At 72.0% G+C, this 18,172-nt stretch carries 1 protein-coding gene (only partly in view); it reads right to left on the reverse strand.

Features of this window, described 5'->3' with window-relative positions; translation table 11 throughout:
* Positions 1-18,172: the 3' end of a type I polyketide synthase gene (locus ACFQVD_RS15165; RefSeq protein WP_386368531.1), read on the reverse strand. Its footprint extends 18,866 nt past the window's final position; the window shows 18,172 of its 37,038 coding nt (coding positions 18,867-37,038); its start codon lies off the right edge, out of view — the gene reads right to left on this strand; its stop codon occupies positions 1-3.

Below are 18,172 nucleotides of genomic sequence, written 5' to 3' on the forward strand. Positions count from 1 at the left end.
TCACAGGTCTTTGAGGCGGCCCAGTTCGCTTTCGATGAAGCCAAGGATGTCCTTGGTACTCGCCGATTCGAGCATGTCGGTGACAGCGATTTCACTAGTTTCCGTGCCGCTCTCGCTCATCTTCGCCAGCAGCTGCCGCAACCGGGTGACGATGCCGTTCCTGGCGAGCTCGTCGAGCGCGGTATCGGAAAGAGCGGTCTCGAACCGGTTGAGATCGGCCAGTAGTGACAGCTCCGTGGCCTTGCTCTCTCCCGGAGCGATTTCCGCCAGGAGGTGTTCGGCGAGGATGGCGGGGGTGGGGTAGTCGAAGACGAGGGTCGCCGGCAGCCGCAGCCCCGTCGCCGCGTTGAGCCGGTTGCGCAGTTCCACCGTGGTGAGGGAGTCGAAGCCCAGCTCGCGGAACTCCCGTCCCGCCTGGATCGCGTCCATCGACGCGTGCCCCAGCACCACTGCGGCCTGTGCCCGCACCAGTTCGAGCACCAGCTGAATCTGCTCGGCCTGCTCCAGCCCCGCCAGCCGCTCGACGACATCGGCGACACCGCCCGTCTGGGTGGCGACCGCCGACCGGCGGCCCGCGCGCACCAGCCCTCGCAGCAGGTGCGGCACCTCGGGAACCGTCCGCAACACCGACAGGTCCAGCGGCACCGCCACCACCATCGGACGGTCCGACGCGGCGGCCGTCTCGAACATCGCCAGCCCCTGCTCGGCCGACAGCGGAGGCATTCCTGTCCGGTTGATCCGCCGCATCTCGATCTCACTCAGTGTGCCGGTCATCCCCGCGTCCTGCGCCCAGGCCCCCCAGGCCAGCGACAACGCCGCCAGCCCCTTGGCCTGGCGCGCCTCCGCCAGCGCGTCCAAGAAGGTGTTCGCCGCCGCGTAGTTACCCTGCCCTGGAGCTCCCACGACACCTGCCATCGAGGAGAACAGCACGAACGCCGCGAGATCCAGGTCCTGGGTGAGCTCGTGCAGATGCCAGGCCGCGTCCACCTTCGGCCGCAGCACCGCCTCCAGGCCTTCCACCGTCAGCGAAGGAATCGTGCCGTCGGCCAGCACACCGGCGGTGTGAACCACCGCCGTCAGCGGATGATCGGCATCCACCCCGGCCAGCAGCCCCGCCACCTGCTCCCGATCGGACACATCACACGCGACGATCTCGACCTCCGCACCGTGCGCGATCAGCTCCGCCCGCAACTCCACCGCGCCGGGCGCGTCCAGGCCCCGCCGGCTGGTCAGCAGCAGACGCCGCACCCCCCGCTCGGCCACCACATGCCGCGCGAACAACCCGCCCAGACCACCGGTCCCACCGGTGATCAACACCGTCCCCTCCGGATCCCAGACCCGGCCACCGTCATCGGCGAGGTCGGATCCCGGCGTCACCCGCGCCAGGCGCGGCACCCACACCTCACCATCGCGCACCGCCACCTGCGGCTCGCCCGAGGCCGGAACCTCGGACAGGATGTCAGACAAGATCGCGAACGAGGTCTCCCGGTCATCCACGTCGAGCAGGACGAACCGGCCGGGGTTCTCCGCCTGGGCGCTACGAATCAGACCCCCCACCGCCGCACCCGCCAGATCGGTAGCCGCCTCCTCGTCGCCCACCGCGACCGCGCCCCGGGTGAGGACCACCAGACGGGAATCGGCGAACCGGTCGTCGGCGAGCCATTCCTGCAGCAGGTTCAGGACGTGCGCGGTGAGCGCGTGCGCCGACTCCACCACCCCGCCCTCCGGATCCGAAAGTGCCTCCATCATCACAACGGCCGGCACCGCTCCCGCTTCCGCCAGCGACGACAGCTCCGCGTGCACCGGCACCAGAAGGCCACCCGCCTCCCCGGCCACTTGCGACGCCGAAGCGACACCCGACCTGTCCGCCCCCAGCACCGCCACCGGAGTCGACGGCACCTGACCCGCCTGCGCCACACCCCCCATCGACACCCACTCAACCCCGAACAACAACCTCCCCCCCGCACTCGCACCATCGGAGAGCGCCAACCGCTCAGCGGAAACCGGCCGCACCACGACCGACCGCGCCGCCACCACCGCCTCCCCGGCCGCGTCCACCACACTCAACGACACCGCGTCCTCACCCACCTTCACCAACCGCACCCGCACCACCGACGCCCCGACCGCCCGAAGGCACACCCCACCCCAGGAGAACGCCGACAGACCACCACCGGAACCACCCAGCCCCGCGAACGCCACCCCATGCAACGCCGCATCCAGCAACGCCGGATGCACCCCGAACGCCTCCGCCCCCGAAACCGCCTGCTCGGGCAACGCCACCTCGGCGAACACCTCACCATCAGCACCCCGCCACGCCGCCCGCAACCCCTGGAACACCGGACCGTAGACGAACCCGTCCTCGGCCAACTCCTCGTACAGCCCCTCCAGCTCGATCACGGACGCCCCGGCCGGCGGCCACACCGCCACGTCGAACGGCGCGACCTCCGCGACACCGGTCGCGAGCGTGCCGGTCGCGTACCGCACCCACGGCTGAGCGTCATCGGCCGCGACCGGACGACCGTACACACTCACCGTCCGGCGCCCCGACTCCTCCGCGGCCCCCACCCACACCTGCACCGCGACCGCGTCAGCCGCACCCAGCACCAATGGCGCGTCCAGGACCAGCTCCTCCACCAGGTCGCAACCGACCTGGTCACCGGCCCGGATCGCCATCTCCACGAACGCCGAACCCGGCACCACCGCCGAACCCGCCACCACGTGATCGGCCAGCCACGCATGCGACGCGAGCGACAGGCGCCCCGTCAACAACGCCCCATCCGAATCCGCCAGCCCCACGGCCGCACCCAGCAGCGGATGCCCCGTGGACGCGAGCCCCGCGGCCGCCACGTTCCCCACGCGAGGACCGGAGGTCTCGGGCCAGTACCGCCGATGCTCGAAGGGATAGGTGGGCAGGTCGACCCGGCGTCCACCCGGCATTACCGCCCGCCAGTCGACCGGAACCCCGTTCGCGTGCAGCTCGGCCAGCGCCGCCAGCACCGCCAGGTGCTCATCACGATCCCTGCGCAGCGCCGGTACCAGCACCGCGTCAGCGCCGTACGCGTCCGCCTCCAGCGTGCCGGCGGCCATGGCGGTCAGCACGCCGTCGGGGCCGAGCTCCAGATAGGCCCGCACGCCCTGGGAGTGCAGGGTGCGGACGCCGTCGGCGAAGCGGACCGCGCCTCGGACCTGCTCCACCCAGTAGTCCGGCGAGCCCAGCTGCTCGGCCGTCGCCTGCTCCCCGGTGAGGGTGGACACCACGGGGATCCGCGGCGGGCCGTAGGTGAGCCTGCTCGCCAGGGCACGGAAGTCCGCCAGCATCGGGTCCATCAGCGGCGAGTGGAAGGCGTGTGACACCCGCAACCGCCGCGACTTGACCCCCTGCTCCTCCAGCGTGGCGGCGACCTCAAGAACCGCCTCCTCCACCCCGGAGAGCACCACCGAGGACGGACCGTTCACCGCCGCGATCGACACCTCGTTCTCGCGTCCGGCCAGCAGCTCTGCGACCCCCTCCTCAGAGGTCTGCACCGACACCATCGCCCCACCTTGCGGCAGCGCCTGCATCAGTCGCGCCCGCGCCGCCACCAGCGCGCACGCGTCACTCAGCGACAACACCCCCGCCACATGCGCCGCCGTGATCTCCCCGACCGAGTGGCCGGCCAGCACGTCCGGCCGCACCCCCCACGAGGACACCAACCGGAACAACGCCGTCTCCACCGCGAACAGCGCCGGCTGCGCCCACCCGGTCCGATCCAGCGCCTCCGCCCCGGCCGACCCCGGCTCGGCGAACAGCACCTCGCGCAGCGACCCGCCAAGCAGCGGGTCCAGCTCCGCGATCACCTCGTCCAACGCCGTCGCGAACACCGGGAAACGGCCGTACAACTCCCGGCCCATCCCGGCCCGCTGGCTGCCCTGACCGGTGAACAACACCGCGAGCCTCGGCTCCGCCGCCACCCCGCGCACCACACCCGCGCTCGAACGGTCCTCGGCCAGAGCCTCCAGCCCGGCCAGCGCACCGTCACGGTCGGCGGCCAGCACCACCGCCCGATGCTCGAACGCCGACCGCATCGTGGCCAGCGAGAACGCCACATCGACCAGCGCGGCACCGCTTTCCTCCAGGTGCGAGACCAACCGCCCGGCCTGCGCCCGCAACGCCTCCGCCGTACGGGCCGACACCAGCACCGGCACCACACCCGCGGCCGGCGCCTCGTCCGGCGCCGCCGTTCCCACCTCGATCGGCGGAGCCTCCGGCCCCTGCTCCAGGATCACATGCGCGTTGGTGCCACTGATCCCGAACGACGACACCCCCGCCCGACGCGGACGACCGTTCCTCGGCCACTCCGTCGCCTCGGTCAGCAACTCCACCGCACCCGACGCCCAGTCCACATGCGACGACGGCTCATCCACATGCAACGTCCTGGGCAGCACCCCATGCCGCATCGCCATGACCATCTTGATCACACCCGCCACACCGGCCGCCGCCTGGGTGTGACCGATGTTCGACTTGACGGCCCCGAGCAGAAGCGGCCGTTCCTCGTTCCGCTCCTGACCGTAGGTGGCCAGCAGTGCCTGTGCCTCGATCGGGTCGCCCAGCCGGGTGCCGGTACCGTGCGCCTCCACCGCGTCAACCTCCGCGGGCGACAGCCCGGCACTGGCGAGCGCCTGGCGGATCACCCGCTGCTGAGACGGACCGTTCGGCGCCGTCAGACCATTGGACGCACCGTCCTGGTTCACCGCGGACCCACGCACGACCGCGAGCACCTCGTGGCCGTTGCGGCGCGCGTCCGACAGCCGTTCCAGCATCAGCACGCCGATGCCCTCGCCCCAGCTGGTGCCGTCCGCGGCGTCGGAGAACGCCTTGCACCGGCCGTCAGGCGACAGCCCACCCTGCGCGCTGAAACCGATGAATCCCAGCGAGGTGGTCATCACGGTCACTCCACCGGCCAGCGCGAGATCACACTCACCCGAACGCAGCGCCTGCGCCGCCATGTGCAACGCCACCAGCGACGACGAGCAGGCGGTGTCCACCGTCACCGCCGGACCCTCCAGCCCCAGCGTGTAGGACAGGCGACCCGACAGCACACTGGCCGCCAGACCCGTGACGCCATGACCTCCCACATCCGCCTGGGCACTCACGATCAGGCTCGCGTAATCCTGGCCGCTGGTACCCACGAAAACGCCGGTCGAGCTGCCCTTCAGCGAGGCCGGGTCGATCCCCGCCCGCTCGACCGCCTCCCAGGACGTCTCCAGCAGCAGCCGCTGCTGCGGGTCCATCGCCAGCGCCTCACGCGGCGAGATCCGGAAGAAGCCCGCGTCAAATCCCACCGCGTCCGCCAGGAACCCGCCCTGGACATTGAGGCTCGTCCCGGACAGCATCCCCAGATCCCAGCCCCGATCGGCCGGGACCGGCGAGATCGCGTCCTCACCGTCGACCAGCAACCGCCACAGATCCTCCGGAGAGTCCACCCCGCCGGGGAACCTGCAGCTCATGCTCACGATCACGATCGGATCGTCCGCCACCGACCCCCTCGGCCCGGCCACCACACCCGGCATGACGGCCAGGTCCTGCCGGCCCAGCAGCTCCGAGAGTACGAACTCCGCCAGCACCGTCGGTGTCGGATAGTCGAACACCAGTGTCGCGGGCAGCCGCAACCCGGTGACGGCATTGAGCCGGTTACGCAGCTCGACGGCGGTGAGGGAGTCGAAGCCCAGCTCGCGGAACTCCCGCCGCACCTGGACCGTCTCCGCCGACGCGTGCCCCAGCACCACCGCGGCCTGTGCCCGCACCAGCTCGAGTACCAGCCGCACCTGCTCGGCCTGCTCCAGCCCCGCCAGCCGCCGCACCAACTCCGCGTCCCCGCCGGCCGACGCGGAAGCGGCCAGGCGGCGGCCCGCGCGCACCAGACCTCGCAGCAGGTGCGGCACCTCGGGAACCGCCCGCAACACCGACAGATCCAGTCGGGCCACCGCCACCACCGGGCGATCCAACGCGAGGCATGTCTCGAACGCGGCCAGCCCCTGCTCGGCCGACAGCGCCGGCATCCCGGCCCGCGCCATCCGCCGCAGGTCGATCTCGCTCAACGAGCTGCTCATCCCGGTCTCCTGCGCCCACAGCGCCCAGGCCAGTGACAGACCCGAAAGACCCGCGGCACGCCGCGACTGAACCAGCGCGTCCAAGAACGTGTTCGCCGCCGCGTAGTTGCCCTGCCCGGCGTTGCCTATCACCCCGGCGAACGAGGAGAACACCACAAAGCCGGCGAGATCCAGGTCCTGGGTGAGCTCGTGCAGGTGCCAGGCCGCGTCCACCTTCGGCCGCAGCACCGCCTCCAGCCCCTCGGGGGTCAGCGACGGGATCGTGCCGTCGGCCAGCACACCGGCGGTGTGAATGACCGCGGTCAGCGGATGGTCGGCATCCACCCCGGCCAGCAGCCCCGCCACCTGCTCCCGATCGGACACATCACACGCGACGATCTCGACCTCCGCACCGTGCGCGATCAGCTCCGCCCGCAACTCCACCGCGCCGGGCGCTTCCAGGCCCCGCCGGCTGGTCAGCAGCAGACGCCGCACCCCACGCTCGGCCACCACATGCCGCGCGAACAACCCGCCCAGACCACCGGTCCCACCGGTGATCAACACCGTCCCCTCCGGATCCCAGACCCGGCCACCGTCATCGGCGATGACATCATCGGTGACATCCGCGGAGGTATCGGAGGCGGCATCGCGCACGATCGCCCGTACCAGCCGCGGCACCAACATCTCGCCCCCACGGACCGCCGCCTGCGGCTCACCCGACACCAGCACCGAAGCCAGCATCGAGGCCACTACCGTGGCCGCCGGCACCGACCGGCCCAGCTCCACACCATCGCCGCCGTCACGGCGGGCGACCGAGTGCCCGCCGACCACATCCACGTCGACCAGGACGAACCGGCCCGGATTCTCCGACTGCGCGCTACGAACCAGACCCCCCACCGCCGCAGCCGCCAGATCAGTGACCGTCTCACCATCGTCCGCCGCGACCGCACCCCGAGTGACGACGACCAGACGGGAATCAGCCAACCGGTCATCGGCCAGCCACCCCTGCAACAGGCCCAGAACGCGAGTGGTCAAGGTATGCGCCGACTCCACCACACCCGCGGCAGGATCCGACACCACCTGTGCCACCACCACACCCGGTACCGGACCCGCCTCCACCAGCGACACCAGATCCGCATACACCGGCGCAGGCTCCCCGACCACCTCCCCAACAACCTCAAATGCCGCCGCGACCCCCAACGCGTCCACGCCCAGCACCGCTACCGGCACCGGCTCAACCACCGGCAGACCACCCACCGCAACCCACTCCACCCCGAACAACGCATCCCGCCCAGCAGCACGACCAGCGGAAACAACCGCGAGCCAGTCAGCCGGAACCGGTCGCACCACCACCGACCCCGCCGAGACCACCGGCGCACCCGCCCCATCCACCGCCGTCAGCGACACCGAATCGCCACCCGACCGCACCAACCGCACCCGCAACACCGAAGCACCGGACGCGTGCAGGCACACCTCAGCCCACGACAACGGCACCCGGCCACGATCCACCGCATCCAGCCCGGCGAAACCCACCGCATGCATCGCCGCGTCCAGCAGCGCCGGATGCAACCCGAACGCACCCGCCCCGCTGACCTGCTCGGGCAGACTCACCTCAGCGAAGATCTCACCCTCAGAACCCCGCCAAGCCGCCCGCAACCCCTGGAACGCCGGACCGTACCCCAAGCCCTCCTCCGCCAACTCCTCGTACAGCCCGTCCAGCTCGATCATGAACGCGCCGGCCGGCGGCCACACCGCCACATCGAACGGCTCGGCAGGCGAAGCACCCGTGGCGAGAACACCGGTCGCGTGCCGCACCCAGGGCTGGTCCAGCGCGTCGGCCGACCGGGCGTAGATCGTCAGGTTCCTGCGGCCTGTCTCGTCGGGTGCGCTCACCGCCACCTGGACTGTGACGGCATCGTCCGCACCGAGCACCAGCGGGGCGGCCAGGGTGAGTTCTTCCACCCGGTCGCAGCCGACCTGGTCCGCCGCCCGGATCGCCAGCTCAAGGAACCCGGTGCCGGCGAACAGCGCCGTACCGGCCACCGCGTGATCGGCGAGCCACGAATGCGACGCGAGCGACAGACGCCCGGTCAGCAGCACGCCGTCCGAGTCGGCCAACCCCACCGCCGCCCCCAGCAACGGATGCCCCGTCGCCGCCTGCCCCAGTGCACGAGCGTCACCACCCTGCCTCGGGCCCGGCCAGAACCTCTGGTGCTGGAAGGCGTAGGTGGGCAGGTCGACCCGTCGACCGCCGGTCAGCACCTGCCGCCAGTCCACCTTCACCCCACGGACGAACAGCTCGGCCGCCGAGACCAGCACCCGCTCCAAACCACCCTCGTCACGACGCAACGTCCCCGCCACCACCGCGGCCACCCCCGCCGCGTCCACCGCCTGCTCGATCCCCAACGTCAACAACGGATGCGGACCCACCTCGACGAACACCCGATACCGCTCCGCCAGCAACCGCTCGACCGCCGACGCGAACCCCACCGTCCGCCGCACGTTCTCATACCAGTAACCGGCATCCAACTCCGTACCGTCCAACCACCGCCCGGTCACCGTCGACAACATCGCCACCCGCGCCACCCGCGCCTCCACCCCCGCCAGATCCACCAGCAGATCCTCACGGAACCGCTCCACCTGCGGCGAATGCGCGGCGAAGTCCGCACCGGCCAACTGCCAGCGCATCAAGCCTTCTGCCGACAGCCGCCGCTCCAGCACCCGCACAGCCTCCCCATCACCGGCCACGGTGACCACCCGAGGACCGTTGACCGCCGCGATCGCCACCCGATCCAGCAGACCCTCCTCGGCCAGCGCCGCACGCACCCACTCCACCGGCGCCATCACCGACAACATCACCCCGCGCCCCGACAACCGCTCGGCGATCAACCGGCTGCGCAACGCCACCACCCGCGCCCCGTCCTGCACCGACAACGCCCCGGCCACCACCGCCGCCGCGATCTCACCCTGCGAATGCCCCACCACCGCATCCGGACGCAACCCCAGCGACTCCCACACCGCCGCCAGCGACACCATCACCGCGAACGACACCGGCTGCACCACATCCACCCGCTCCAACCCCGGAGCACCCTCCACACCCCGCACCACATCCAGCAACGACCACCCCGACCAGTCCACGAACGGCTCCAACGCCGCCGCACACTCCGCCATCCGCCCCGCGAACACCGCCGACTCCTCCAGCAGAGCCGCCCCCATCCCCGCCCACTGCGCCCCCTGACCCGGGAACACCCACACCGACCTACCGTCGATGTCCGCCACCCCGGACACCACCCCGGGCACCGACTCACCGGAAGCCACCGCGCCCAACCCCGCCAGCAACCCCTCCCGCTTACGCCCGACCACCACCGCCCGGTGCTCGAACACCGACCGCGACGACACCAGCGACGACCCCACATCCGCCGGGTCAAGCCCGCCGTGCGCCTCCAGGTGCGCACCCAGACGACGAGCCTGATCGTGCAGCGCCTGACCGGTCTTGCCCGAGATCACCCACGGCACCACGCTTGTCGCCGGCGCCATGTACTCCGCGCGCGGTTCGGCCTGCGGCGCCTCGGAACCCTGCTCCAGGATCATGTGCGCGTTCGTTCCGCTGACCCCGAACGACGACACCCCGGCCCGGCGCGGGTGACCGTTCCGCGGCCACTCGACCGGCTCGGCCAGCAGCTCCACCGCACCCGATGCCCAGTCCACGTGCGACGACGGCGTATCCACATGCAGCGTCCTGGGCAGGATCCCGTGCCGCATCGCCATGACCACCTTGATCACACCCGCGACACCGGCCGCGGCCTGCGTGTGACCGATGTTGGACTTGATCGACCCCAGCAGCAGCGGACGGTCCTCATCTCGCTCCTTACCGTAGGTGGCCAGCAGCGCCTGCGCCTCGATCGGGTCGCCCAACGTCGTGCCCGTACCGTGCGCCTCGACCATGTCCACCTCGGCCGACGACAGCCCGGAGGCGGCCAGCGCCTGGCGGATCACCCGCTGTTGCGACGGGCCGTTCGGCGCGGTCAGACCGTTGGACGCGCCGTCCTGGTTGATCGCCGACCCACGCAGGACCGCCAGGACCTGGTGACCGTTGCGCCGTGCGTCCGACAGCCGCTCCAGCACCAGCATGCCCACGCCCTCGGACCAGGTCGTACCGTCCGCGGCGTCGGAGAACGCCTTGCACCGGCCGTCAGGCGACAACCCGCCCTGACCGCTGAAATCGACGAACACCAACGGCGACGCCATCACCGTCACGCCGCCGGCCAAGGCCAGGCTGCATTCACCCGATCGCAGGGCCTGCGCGGCCATGTGCATCGCCACCAGCGACGACGAACACGCCGTGTCCACCGTCACCGCCGGGCCCTCCAGCCCCAGCGCGTACGAGACCCGGCCGGTGACGACGCTCCCGGCGCTGCCGTTGCTGACGAAGGTCATCACGTCCGGCGGGAACTCGGCGCTCGTCCCGTAGTCGTGGTAGATCACCCCGGCGAACACGCCGGTACGGCTACCGCGCAGCGAGGTCGGGTCGATCCCGGCCCGCTCGATCGCCTCCCAGGACGTCTCCAGCAGCAGCCGCTGCTGCGGGTCCATCGCCAGCGCCTCACGCGGCGAGATCCCGAAGAACCCCGGGTCGAAGTCGGCCGCGTCGAGGAGGAATCCACCTTGGAAGTCCAGCTCGCCACGCGTCTGCCAGCCCCGGTCCCGTGGCAGCGGGGTGATGGCGTCCCGATCCTCGGCGACCAGCCGCCACAGATCCTCCGGAGAGCTCACCCCGCCCGGATAGCGGCAGGCCATCGACACGATCACGATCGGATCGTCCGCCACCGGCAGCACCGCCGACGGCACCCCCGCGTTCGCCTGCTCGCCCAGCAACTCGGCCAGCAGGAAGTCCGCCAGGACGGCCGGCGTCGGGTAGTCGAACACCATCGTCGCCGGCAGGCTCAAACCGGTCGCGGCGCGGAGCGCGTTGCGAAGTTCGACCGCGGTCAGCGAGTCGAACCCGAGGTCCTTGAAGGCCCGCTCGACCTCGACCGCATCCGCGCCGGAGTGCCGCAGCACCACGGCGATCTGCTCGCGGACCATGTCGCGCAGGACCTGCGACCGCTCGCCCGCCGGCAGCTCACGCAGCCGCGTCCGCAGGGCGGAGGCGGCCGACTGCTCGTCCTCCCGGAGGCTGAGGCCCGCCTCGACCAGGCTCAGCACCTCCGGCAGATCGCCGAGCAGAGCGCTCTGCCGTGCGGCGGTGAACGTCGGGGCGAACTGCTCCCATGCGATGTCGGCGACCGCCACCGTCGTGTCCCGGTGGGCGACCGCCCGCCACAGCGCGGTGACGGCCGCTCCCGGCGCCATAGCCCGCACACCGCGCCTGGACAGGTAGTCCTGTGCCCCGTCAGCGGCGGCCATGCCGTCCCCGGCCCACGGGCCCCAGGCGACCGAGGTCGCCGCGGCTCCGCGCGCCCGCCGCCGGTCGGCGAGAGCGTCGAGGGAGGCGTTGGCGGCGGCGTAGGCCGCCTGGCCACCGCTGCCCCACACCGCGGCGATCGAGGAGAACAGCACGAAGAAGTCGAGTTCGCGGTCGCCCAGCAGCGCGTCGAGATTCAGCGCGCCGACGACCTTCGCCCGCATCACCTCTGCCAGTTCGGCGGCGGCCAGCCCGTCCAGGCTGTTCGCCGGGCTGACGCCGGCGGCGTGGACCACCCCGGTCAGCGGGTACTCGGCCGGGATATCGGCCAGCACGGCCGCGAGCGCGTCCGTGTCGGCCACGTCGCATGCCACGATGCTCACCCGGGCGCCCAGCGCGGTCAGCTCGTCGCGCAGCTCGGCCGCACCGCCGGCTTCCGCGCCCCGCCTGCTGGTCAGTACGAGATGTTCGACACCCTGGGCGGCCAGCCCTCGGGCCACATGAGCACCGAGCGCGCCGGTGCCACCGGTGATCAGGACCGTGCCGCGCGGTCGCGGCGTGGCGTCAGTGCCACGGTAAGGAGCGTGGGCCAGCCTGCGACCGTAGACGCCGGTCGAGCGGATCACCACCTGATCCTCGGAGCCGGGCACGGTGAGGACGCCCGCCAGCCAGGTCACCACCCGCTGGTCCAGCGTCTGGGGAAGGTCGATCAGTCCGCCCCAGCGCTGGGGGTGCTCCAGCGCGGCCACCCGGCCGAGGCCCCACACGGCCGCCTGGGCCGGGCTCGGCGCCGTGTCGGACCGCCCGAGCGAGACCGCGCCCTTCGTGACGCACCACAGCGGCGCCTCGACACCGGCATCGCCCAGCGCCTGCAGCAGGGTCACCGTCAGCGCCGAGCCGTCCGAGACGTTCGGCTCCGTGGCCTCACGCAGCGCCAGCAGCGATACCACCCCGGCCGGCTCCGTGTCGGCGCCGAGGCTCTCGCGTACCCGCTCGGCGAGCGCGGCCCGGTCCTGGCCGGATACGTCCAGCCGGATGGCCGCCGCCCCTGCCATCTGGACCACGGACTCCGCCCAGGCATCGCCGGCCAGCTCCGCGGGGACCACGACCAGCCAGGTGCCCGGCACGACGGCGGCCGAGACGCTGGTCAGCGGCTTCCAGATGACGCGGTATCGCCAGGAGTCCGCGACGGACGTCTCGCGCCGGGCCCGGCGCCACGACGTCAGCGCCGGCAGTACCGCGCCGAGCGTCTCCTGCTCCACGTCCAGCCTGGCCGCGAGGGACTGAAGGTCCTCACGCTCGATGGTGGCCCAGAACTCCGCGTCCACCGGGTCGGCCACGGCGGCCCCCTTGGCGGGGGCACCGCTCTCCGGCCAGAACCGCCGGTGCTCGAAGGGGTAGGTGGGCAGGTCGACCCGGCGTCCGCGCGGCAGCACCGCCCGCCAGTCCACCGGTACGCCGTGCACATGCAGGCGAGCCAGCGCCTCGGTAGCGGCCTCGTGCTCGTCCCGGTCCCCGCGCAGAACCGGCACCAGCACCACGTCCGCGCCGGAGTCCGAACTCTGGTCCGTTCCGCTCTGGCCCGGGTCGGCCGCGAGCGTGTCCTGGGCCATGGCGGTCAGCACGCCGTCGGGGCCGAGCTCCAGGTAGGCCCGCACCCCCTGGGAGTGCAGGGTGCGGACGCCGTCGGCGAAACGGACCGCGCCTCGCACCTGGTCCACCCAGTAGTCCGGCGAACACAGCCGCTCGGCTTCGGCCGCCCGCCCGGTCAGCGTGGACACGATCGGGATCCTCGGCACACGGTAGGTGAGCCTGCTCGCCAGGGCACGGAAGTCCTCCAGCATCGGCTCCATCAACGGCGAGTGGAACGCGTGCGACACCCGCAGCCGCTTCGCCCGAACCCCACGCTCCTCCAGCGCCGCGACGATCGCGAGCACCGGCTCCTCGACCCCGGCGATCACCACCGAGGCCGGACCGTTCACCGCCGCGATCGACACCTGGTCCTCGTGCCCGGCCAGCAGCTCTGCGACCTCCTCCTCGGAGGTCCGCACCGACACCATCGCCCCACCTTGCGGCAGCGCCTGCATCAACCGCGCCCGACCCGCCACCAACGCGCACGCGTCACTCAGCGACAACACCCCCGCCACATGCGCCGCCGTGATCTCCCCGACCGAGTGCCCGGCCAGCACGTTCGGCCGCACCCCCCACGAGGACACCAACCGGAACAAGGCGGTCTCCACCGCGAACAGCGCCGGCTGCGCCCACCCGGTCCGATCCAGCGCCTCCGCCCCGGCCGACCCCGGCTCGGCGAACAGCACCTCGCGCAGCGACCCCTCCAGCATCGGCTCCAGCTCGGCGAGCACCTCGTCCAACGCCGCCGCGAACACCGGGAACCGGCCGTACAACTCCCGGCCCATCCCGGCCCGCTGGCTGCCCTGACCGGTGAACAGCACCGCGAGCCTCGGCTCCGCTCCCGCCGCGCCGCGCACCACACCCGCGCTCGGCCGGCCCTCGGCCAGAGCCTCCAGCCCGGCCAGCACCCCATCACGGTCGGCGGCCAGCACCACCGCCCGATGCTCGAACACCGACCGCATCGTGGCCAGCGAGAACGCGGTGTCGGCCAGTGCCACCTCACTGCGATCCCCCACGTGCGAGGCCAGCCGCCCGGCCTGCGCCCGCAACGCCTGCGCCGTACGGGCCGACACCAGCACCGGCAGCACACCCGCGGCCGGCGCCCGCTCCTCGCCCCGCGACTCCGTCTCAGCGGCCTCCGGCCCCTGCTCCAGGATCACGTGCGCGTTGGTGCCACTGATTCCGAACGACGACACCCCCGCCCGACGCGGACGACCGTTCCTCGGCCACTCCGTCGCCTCGGTCAGCAACTCCACCGCACCCGAGGCCCAGTCCACATGCGACGACGGCGCGTCCACGTGCAACGTCCGAGGCAGGACCCCGTTCCGGAGAGCCATCACCATCTTGATCACACCGGCCACACCCGCGGCCGCCTGCGTGTGACCGAGGTTCGACTTGATCGCGCCCAGCAGCAGCGGCCGGTCGGCCTCACGGTTCTGCCCGTAGGTGGCCAGCAGCGCCTGGGCCTCGATCGGGTCACCCAGCCTGGTGCCGGTGCCGTGCGCCTCGACCGCGTCCACCTCGGACGGCGACAAGCCCGCGCCGGCCAGCGCCTGGCGGATCACCCGCTGCTGCGAAGGACCGTTCGGCGCGGTCAACCCGTTGGACGCACCGTCCTGGTTGACCGCCGAACCCCGCACCACCGCCAGCACCTCATGGCCGTTGCGGCGCGCGTCCGACAACCGCTCCAGCACCAGCACTCCCAGGCCCTCGGACCAGCTGGTGCCGTCCGCGCCGTCGGAGAACGCCTTGCACCGGCCATCGGGCGCCAGCCCTCCCTGGGCGCTGAAGCCGATGAACCCGAGCGGGGTGGTCATCACCGTGACACCACCTGCCAGCGCCAGGCCGCACTCGCCCGAACGCAGCGCCTGCGCCGCCATGTGCAACGCCACCAGCGACGACGAGCAGGCGGTGTCCACCGTCACCGCCGGGCCCTCCAGACCCAGCGTGTAGGACAGGCGACCCGACAGCACGCTGGCCGCCATGCCGGTGATGGCGTGACCCTGAACATCCGCCTGCGCGTTCATCACCAGGCTCGCGTAGTCCTGGCCGTTGGTGCCCACGAACACCCCGGTGGAGCTGCCCTTCAGCGAGACCGGGTCGATACCGGCCCGCTCGACCGCCTCCCACACCCCCTCCAGCAGCAGCCGCTGCTGCGGGTCCATCGCCAGCGCCTCACGCGGCGAGATCCCGAAGAATCCGGCGTCAAATCCGGCCGCATCCGCCAGGAACCCGCCCTGACCGGTCGCGCTACCACCCTGACCGTTGGAGCCCGCCGCCGACAGCATCTCCAGATCCCAGCCTCGATCGGCGGGGAAGGGCGAGATCGCGTCCTCGCCCTCGGACAGCAACCGCCACAGCTCTTCCGGCGAGTTCACCCCGCCGGGGAACCTGCAGCTCATCCCCACGATCACGATCGGATCATCCGCCACCGACGTCCTCGGCCCGGCCACCACACCCGACCCGGCGGCCTGGTCCTGCCGGCCGAGCAGTTCCGACACCAGGAACCGCGCCAGCACGGTCGGCGTCGGGTAGTCGAACACCAGTGTCGCCGGCAGCCGCAGCCCGGTGACCGCGTTGAGCCGGTTACGCAGCTCGACGGCGGTAAGAGAGTCGAAGCCCAACTCGCGGAACTCACGGCCGGGCTGGACGGCCTCTCCCGAGGCATGACCCAGCACCGCCGCAGCCTGAACCCGCACCAACTCCACCACCAGCCGCACCCGCTCGGCCTCGCCCAACCCCGCCAACCGCCGTACCAGCTCCGCGTCCCCACTCGCCGACGCGGAGACCGCCAGACGACGCCCCGCACGCACCAGACCACGCATCAGATGCGGCACCTCGGGGAACGTGCGCAGCACCGACAGCTCCAGCCGCGCGGCCACCACCGCCGCGTGATCCGACACGGCGGCCGACTCGAACAACGCGAGCCCCTGCCCGGCCGACAACGCCGGCATCCCCGCCCGCGCCATCCGCTGCAGATCTATCGCCCCCAGCCCACCGGTCATCCCGCTCTCCTGCGCCCACAAACCCCAGGCCAGCGACAGCCCCGACAGTCCCATGGCCCGACGCGCCTGAACCAGCGCGTCCATGAACGCGTTCGCCGCCGCGTAGTTACCCTGCCCGGCGTTGCCCATCACCTCCGCCATGGAGGAGAACACCACGAACGCCGCGAGGTCCAGGTCCCTGGTGAACTCGTGCAGGTACCAGGCGGCATCGACCTTGGGCCGCAGCACGGTGTCCAGCCGCTCGGGCGTCAGCGACGGGATCGTGCCGTCGGCCAGCACACCGGCGGTGTGGATCACCGCGGTCAGCGGATGCTCGGCATCCACCCCGGCCAGCAGGGCCGCCACCGCATCCCGATCCGCCATGTCACACGCCGCGACCGTGACCTCGACCCCGTGCGCGATCAGCTCGGCCCGCAACTCCACCGCGCCGGGAGCGTCCAGCCCCCTCCGGCTGGTCAGCAGCAGACGCCGCACACCCCGCTCGGCCACCACATGCCGCGCGAACAGCGCGCCCAGACCACCGGTACCACCGGTGATCAACACCGTGCCCTCCGGGTTCCAGACCCGGCTGTCCCCGCCGGAACCGGAACCGGAGACCGAGTCGGACGGGAGGGCGGAGACACGCTCAGAGTCGGGGCCTGCACCGGAGCCGAACGCCACCCGCGCCAGACGCGGCACCCACACCTCGCCTCCGCGCAAGGCCACCCGCGGCTCACCCGACGCCGACACCCCTGGCAGCACGTCGAGCAAGAACGGCAGCGAGGACTCCTGTCCGTCCACGTCGACCAACCCGAACCGGCCCGGGTTCTCCGACTGGGCGCTGCGGACAAGCCCGCACGCCGCGGCCACGACCGGGTCCGGACCCGCCTCATCCTCCACGGCGGCATCGATCGCGATCGCGCCTCGGGTGAGGAACACCAGCCGCGAATCGGCGAACCGGTCATCGGCCAGCCAGCCCTGCAGCATGTCCAGAACGCGGGCGGTCAGCGCGTGCGCCGACTCCACCACCCCGCCCTCCGGATCAGGGACCATCTCGGCCACCACCACGGCCGGCACCGTACCCGCCTCCGCCAGCGACGACAGCTCCGCGTGCACCGGCACCGGAAGGCCGCCGGCCTCCCCGGCCGTCCGCAACGCGGAGGCGACACCCAACGTGTCCAGGCCGAGCACTCCCACCGATACCCCGCCGGTCTCCGGCAAGGCGGCCGCGGGCACCCACTCCACTCGGAACAACGCGTCCCGACCGGCTCCGCGGTCATCGGAGGCGGCTTCCAGCAGCTCGGTCGAGACCGGTCGCAACACCACCGACCGCGCCGACAGCACCGGCTCCCCTGCCGCGTCCACCGCGTTCAGCGAAACCGTGTCCGGCCCCGTCCTGGCCAGCCGCACCCGCAGTACCGAGGCGCCGGCCGCGTGCAGGCACACCTGTCCCCACGAAGACGGCAAACGGCCACCTTCCACCGGCTCCAGCCCGGCGAACGGCACCGCGTGCAGCGCCGCGTCCAGCAACGCCGGATGCAGCCCGAACGAAGCGGCCCCACCGGTCTGCTCCGACAGCCTCAGCTCGGCGAACACCTCGTCGTCGCGCCGCCACGCCGCCCGCAGCCCTTGGAACGCCGGGCCGTAGGCGAAACCGTCCTCGGCCAGTTCCTCGTACAACCCGTCCAGCTCGATCGCGGTCGCCCCGGCCGGCGGCCACACCGCCGCGTCGAACGGCACGACCTCCCCGACACCGGCCGCGAGCGTGCCGGTCGCGTACCGCACCCACGGCACATCGTCGGCCGCCTCGGCCGACCGGGCGTAGACGTTCACCGTCCGACGACCCGATTCCTGAGAGGCGCCGACCCAGACCTGCACCGCGACCGCGTCGTTCTCGCCCAGCACCAACGGCGCGTCCAGCGTCAAACCCTCCACCACGTCACAGTCGACCTGGTCACCGGCACGCACCGCCAGCTCCACGAACGCCGAACCCGGCACCACCACCGAACCCGCCACCACATGATCGGCCAGCCACGACTGCGACGAGAGCGACAGACGGCCGGTCAGCAGCACACCGTCGGAA

This window comes from Streptosporangium amethystogenes subsp. fukuiense, assembly GCF_042665875.1.
Taxonomy (GTDB): domain Bacteria; phylum Actinomycetota; class Actinomycetes; order Streptosporangiales; family Streptosporangiaceae; genus Streptosporangium; species Streptosporangium fukuiense.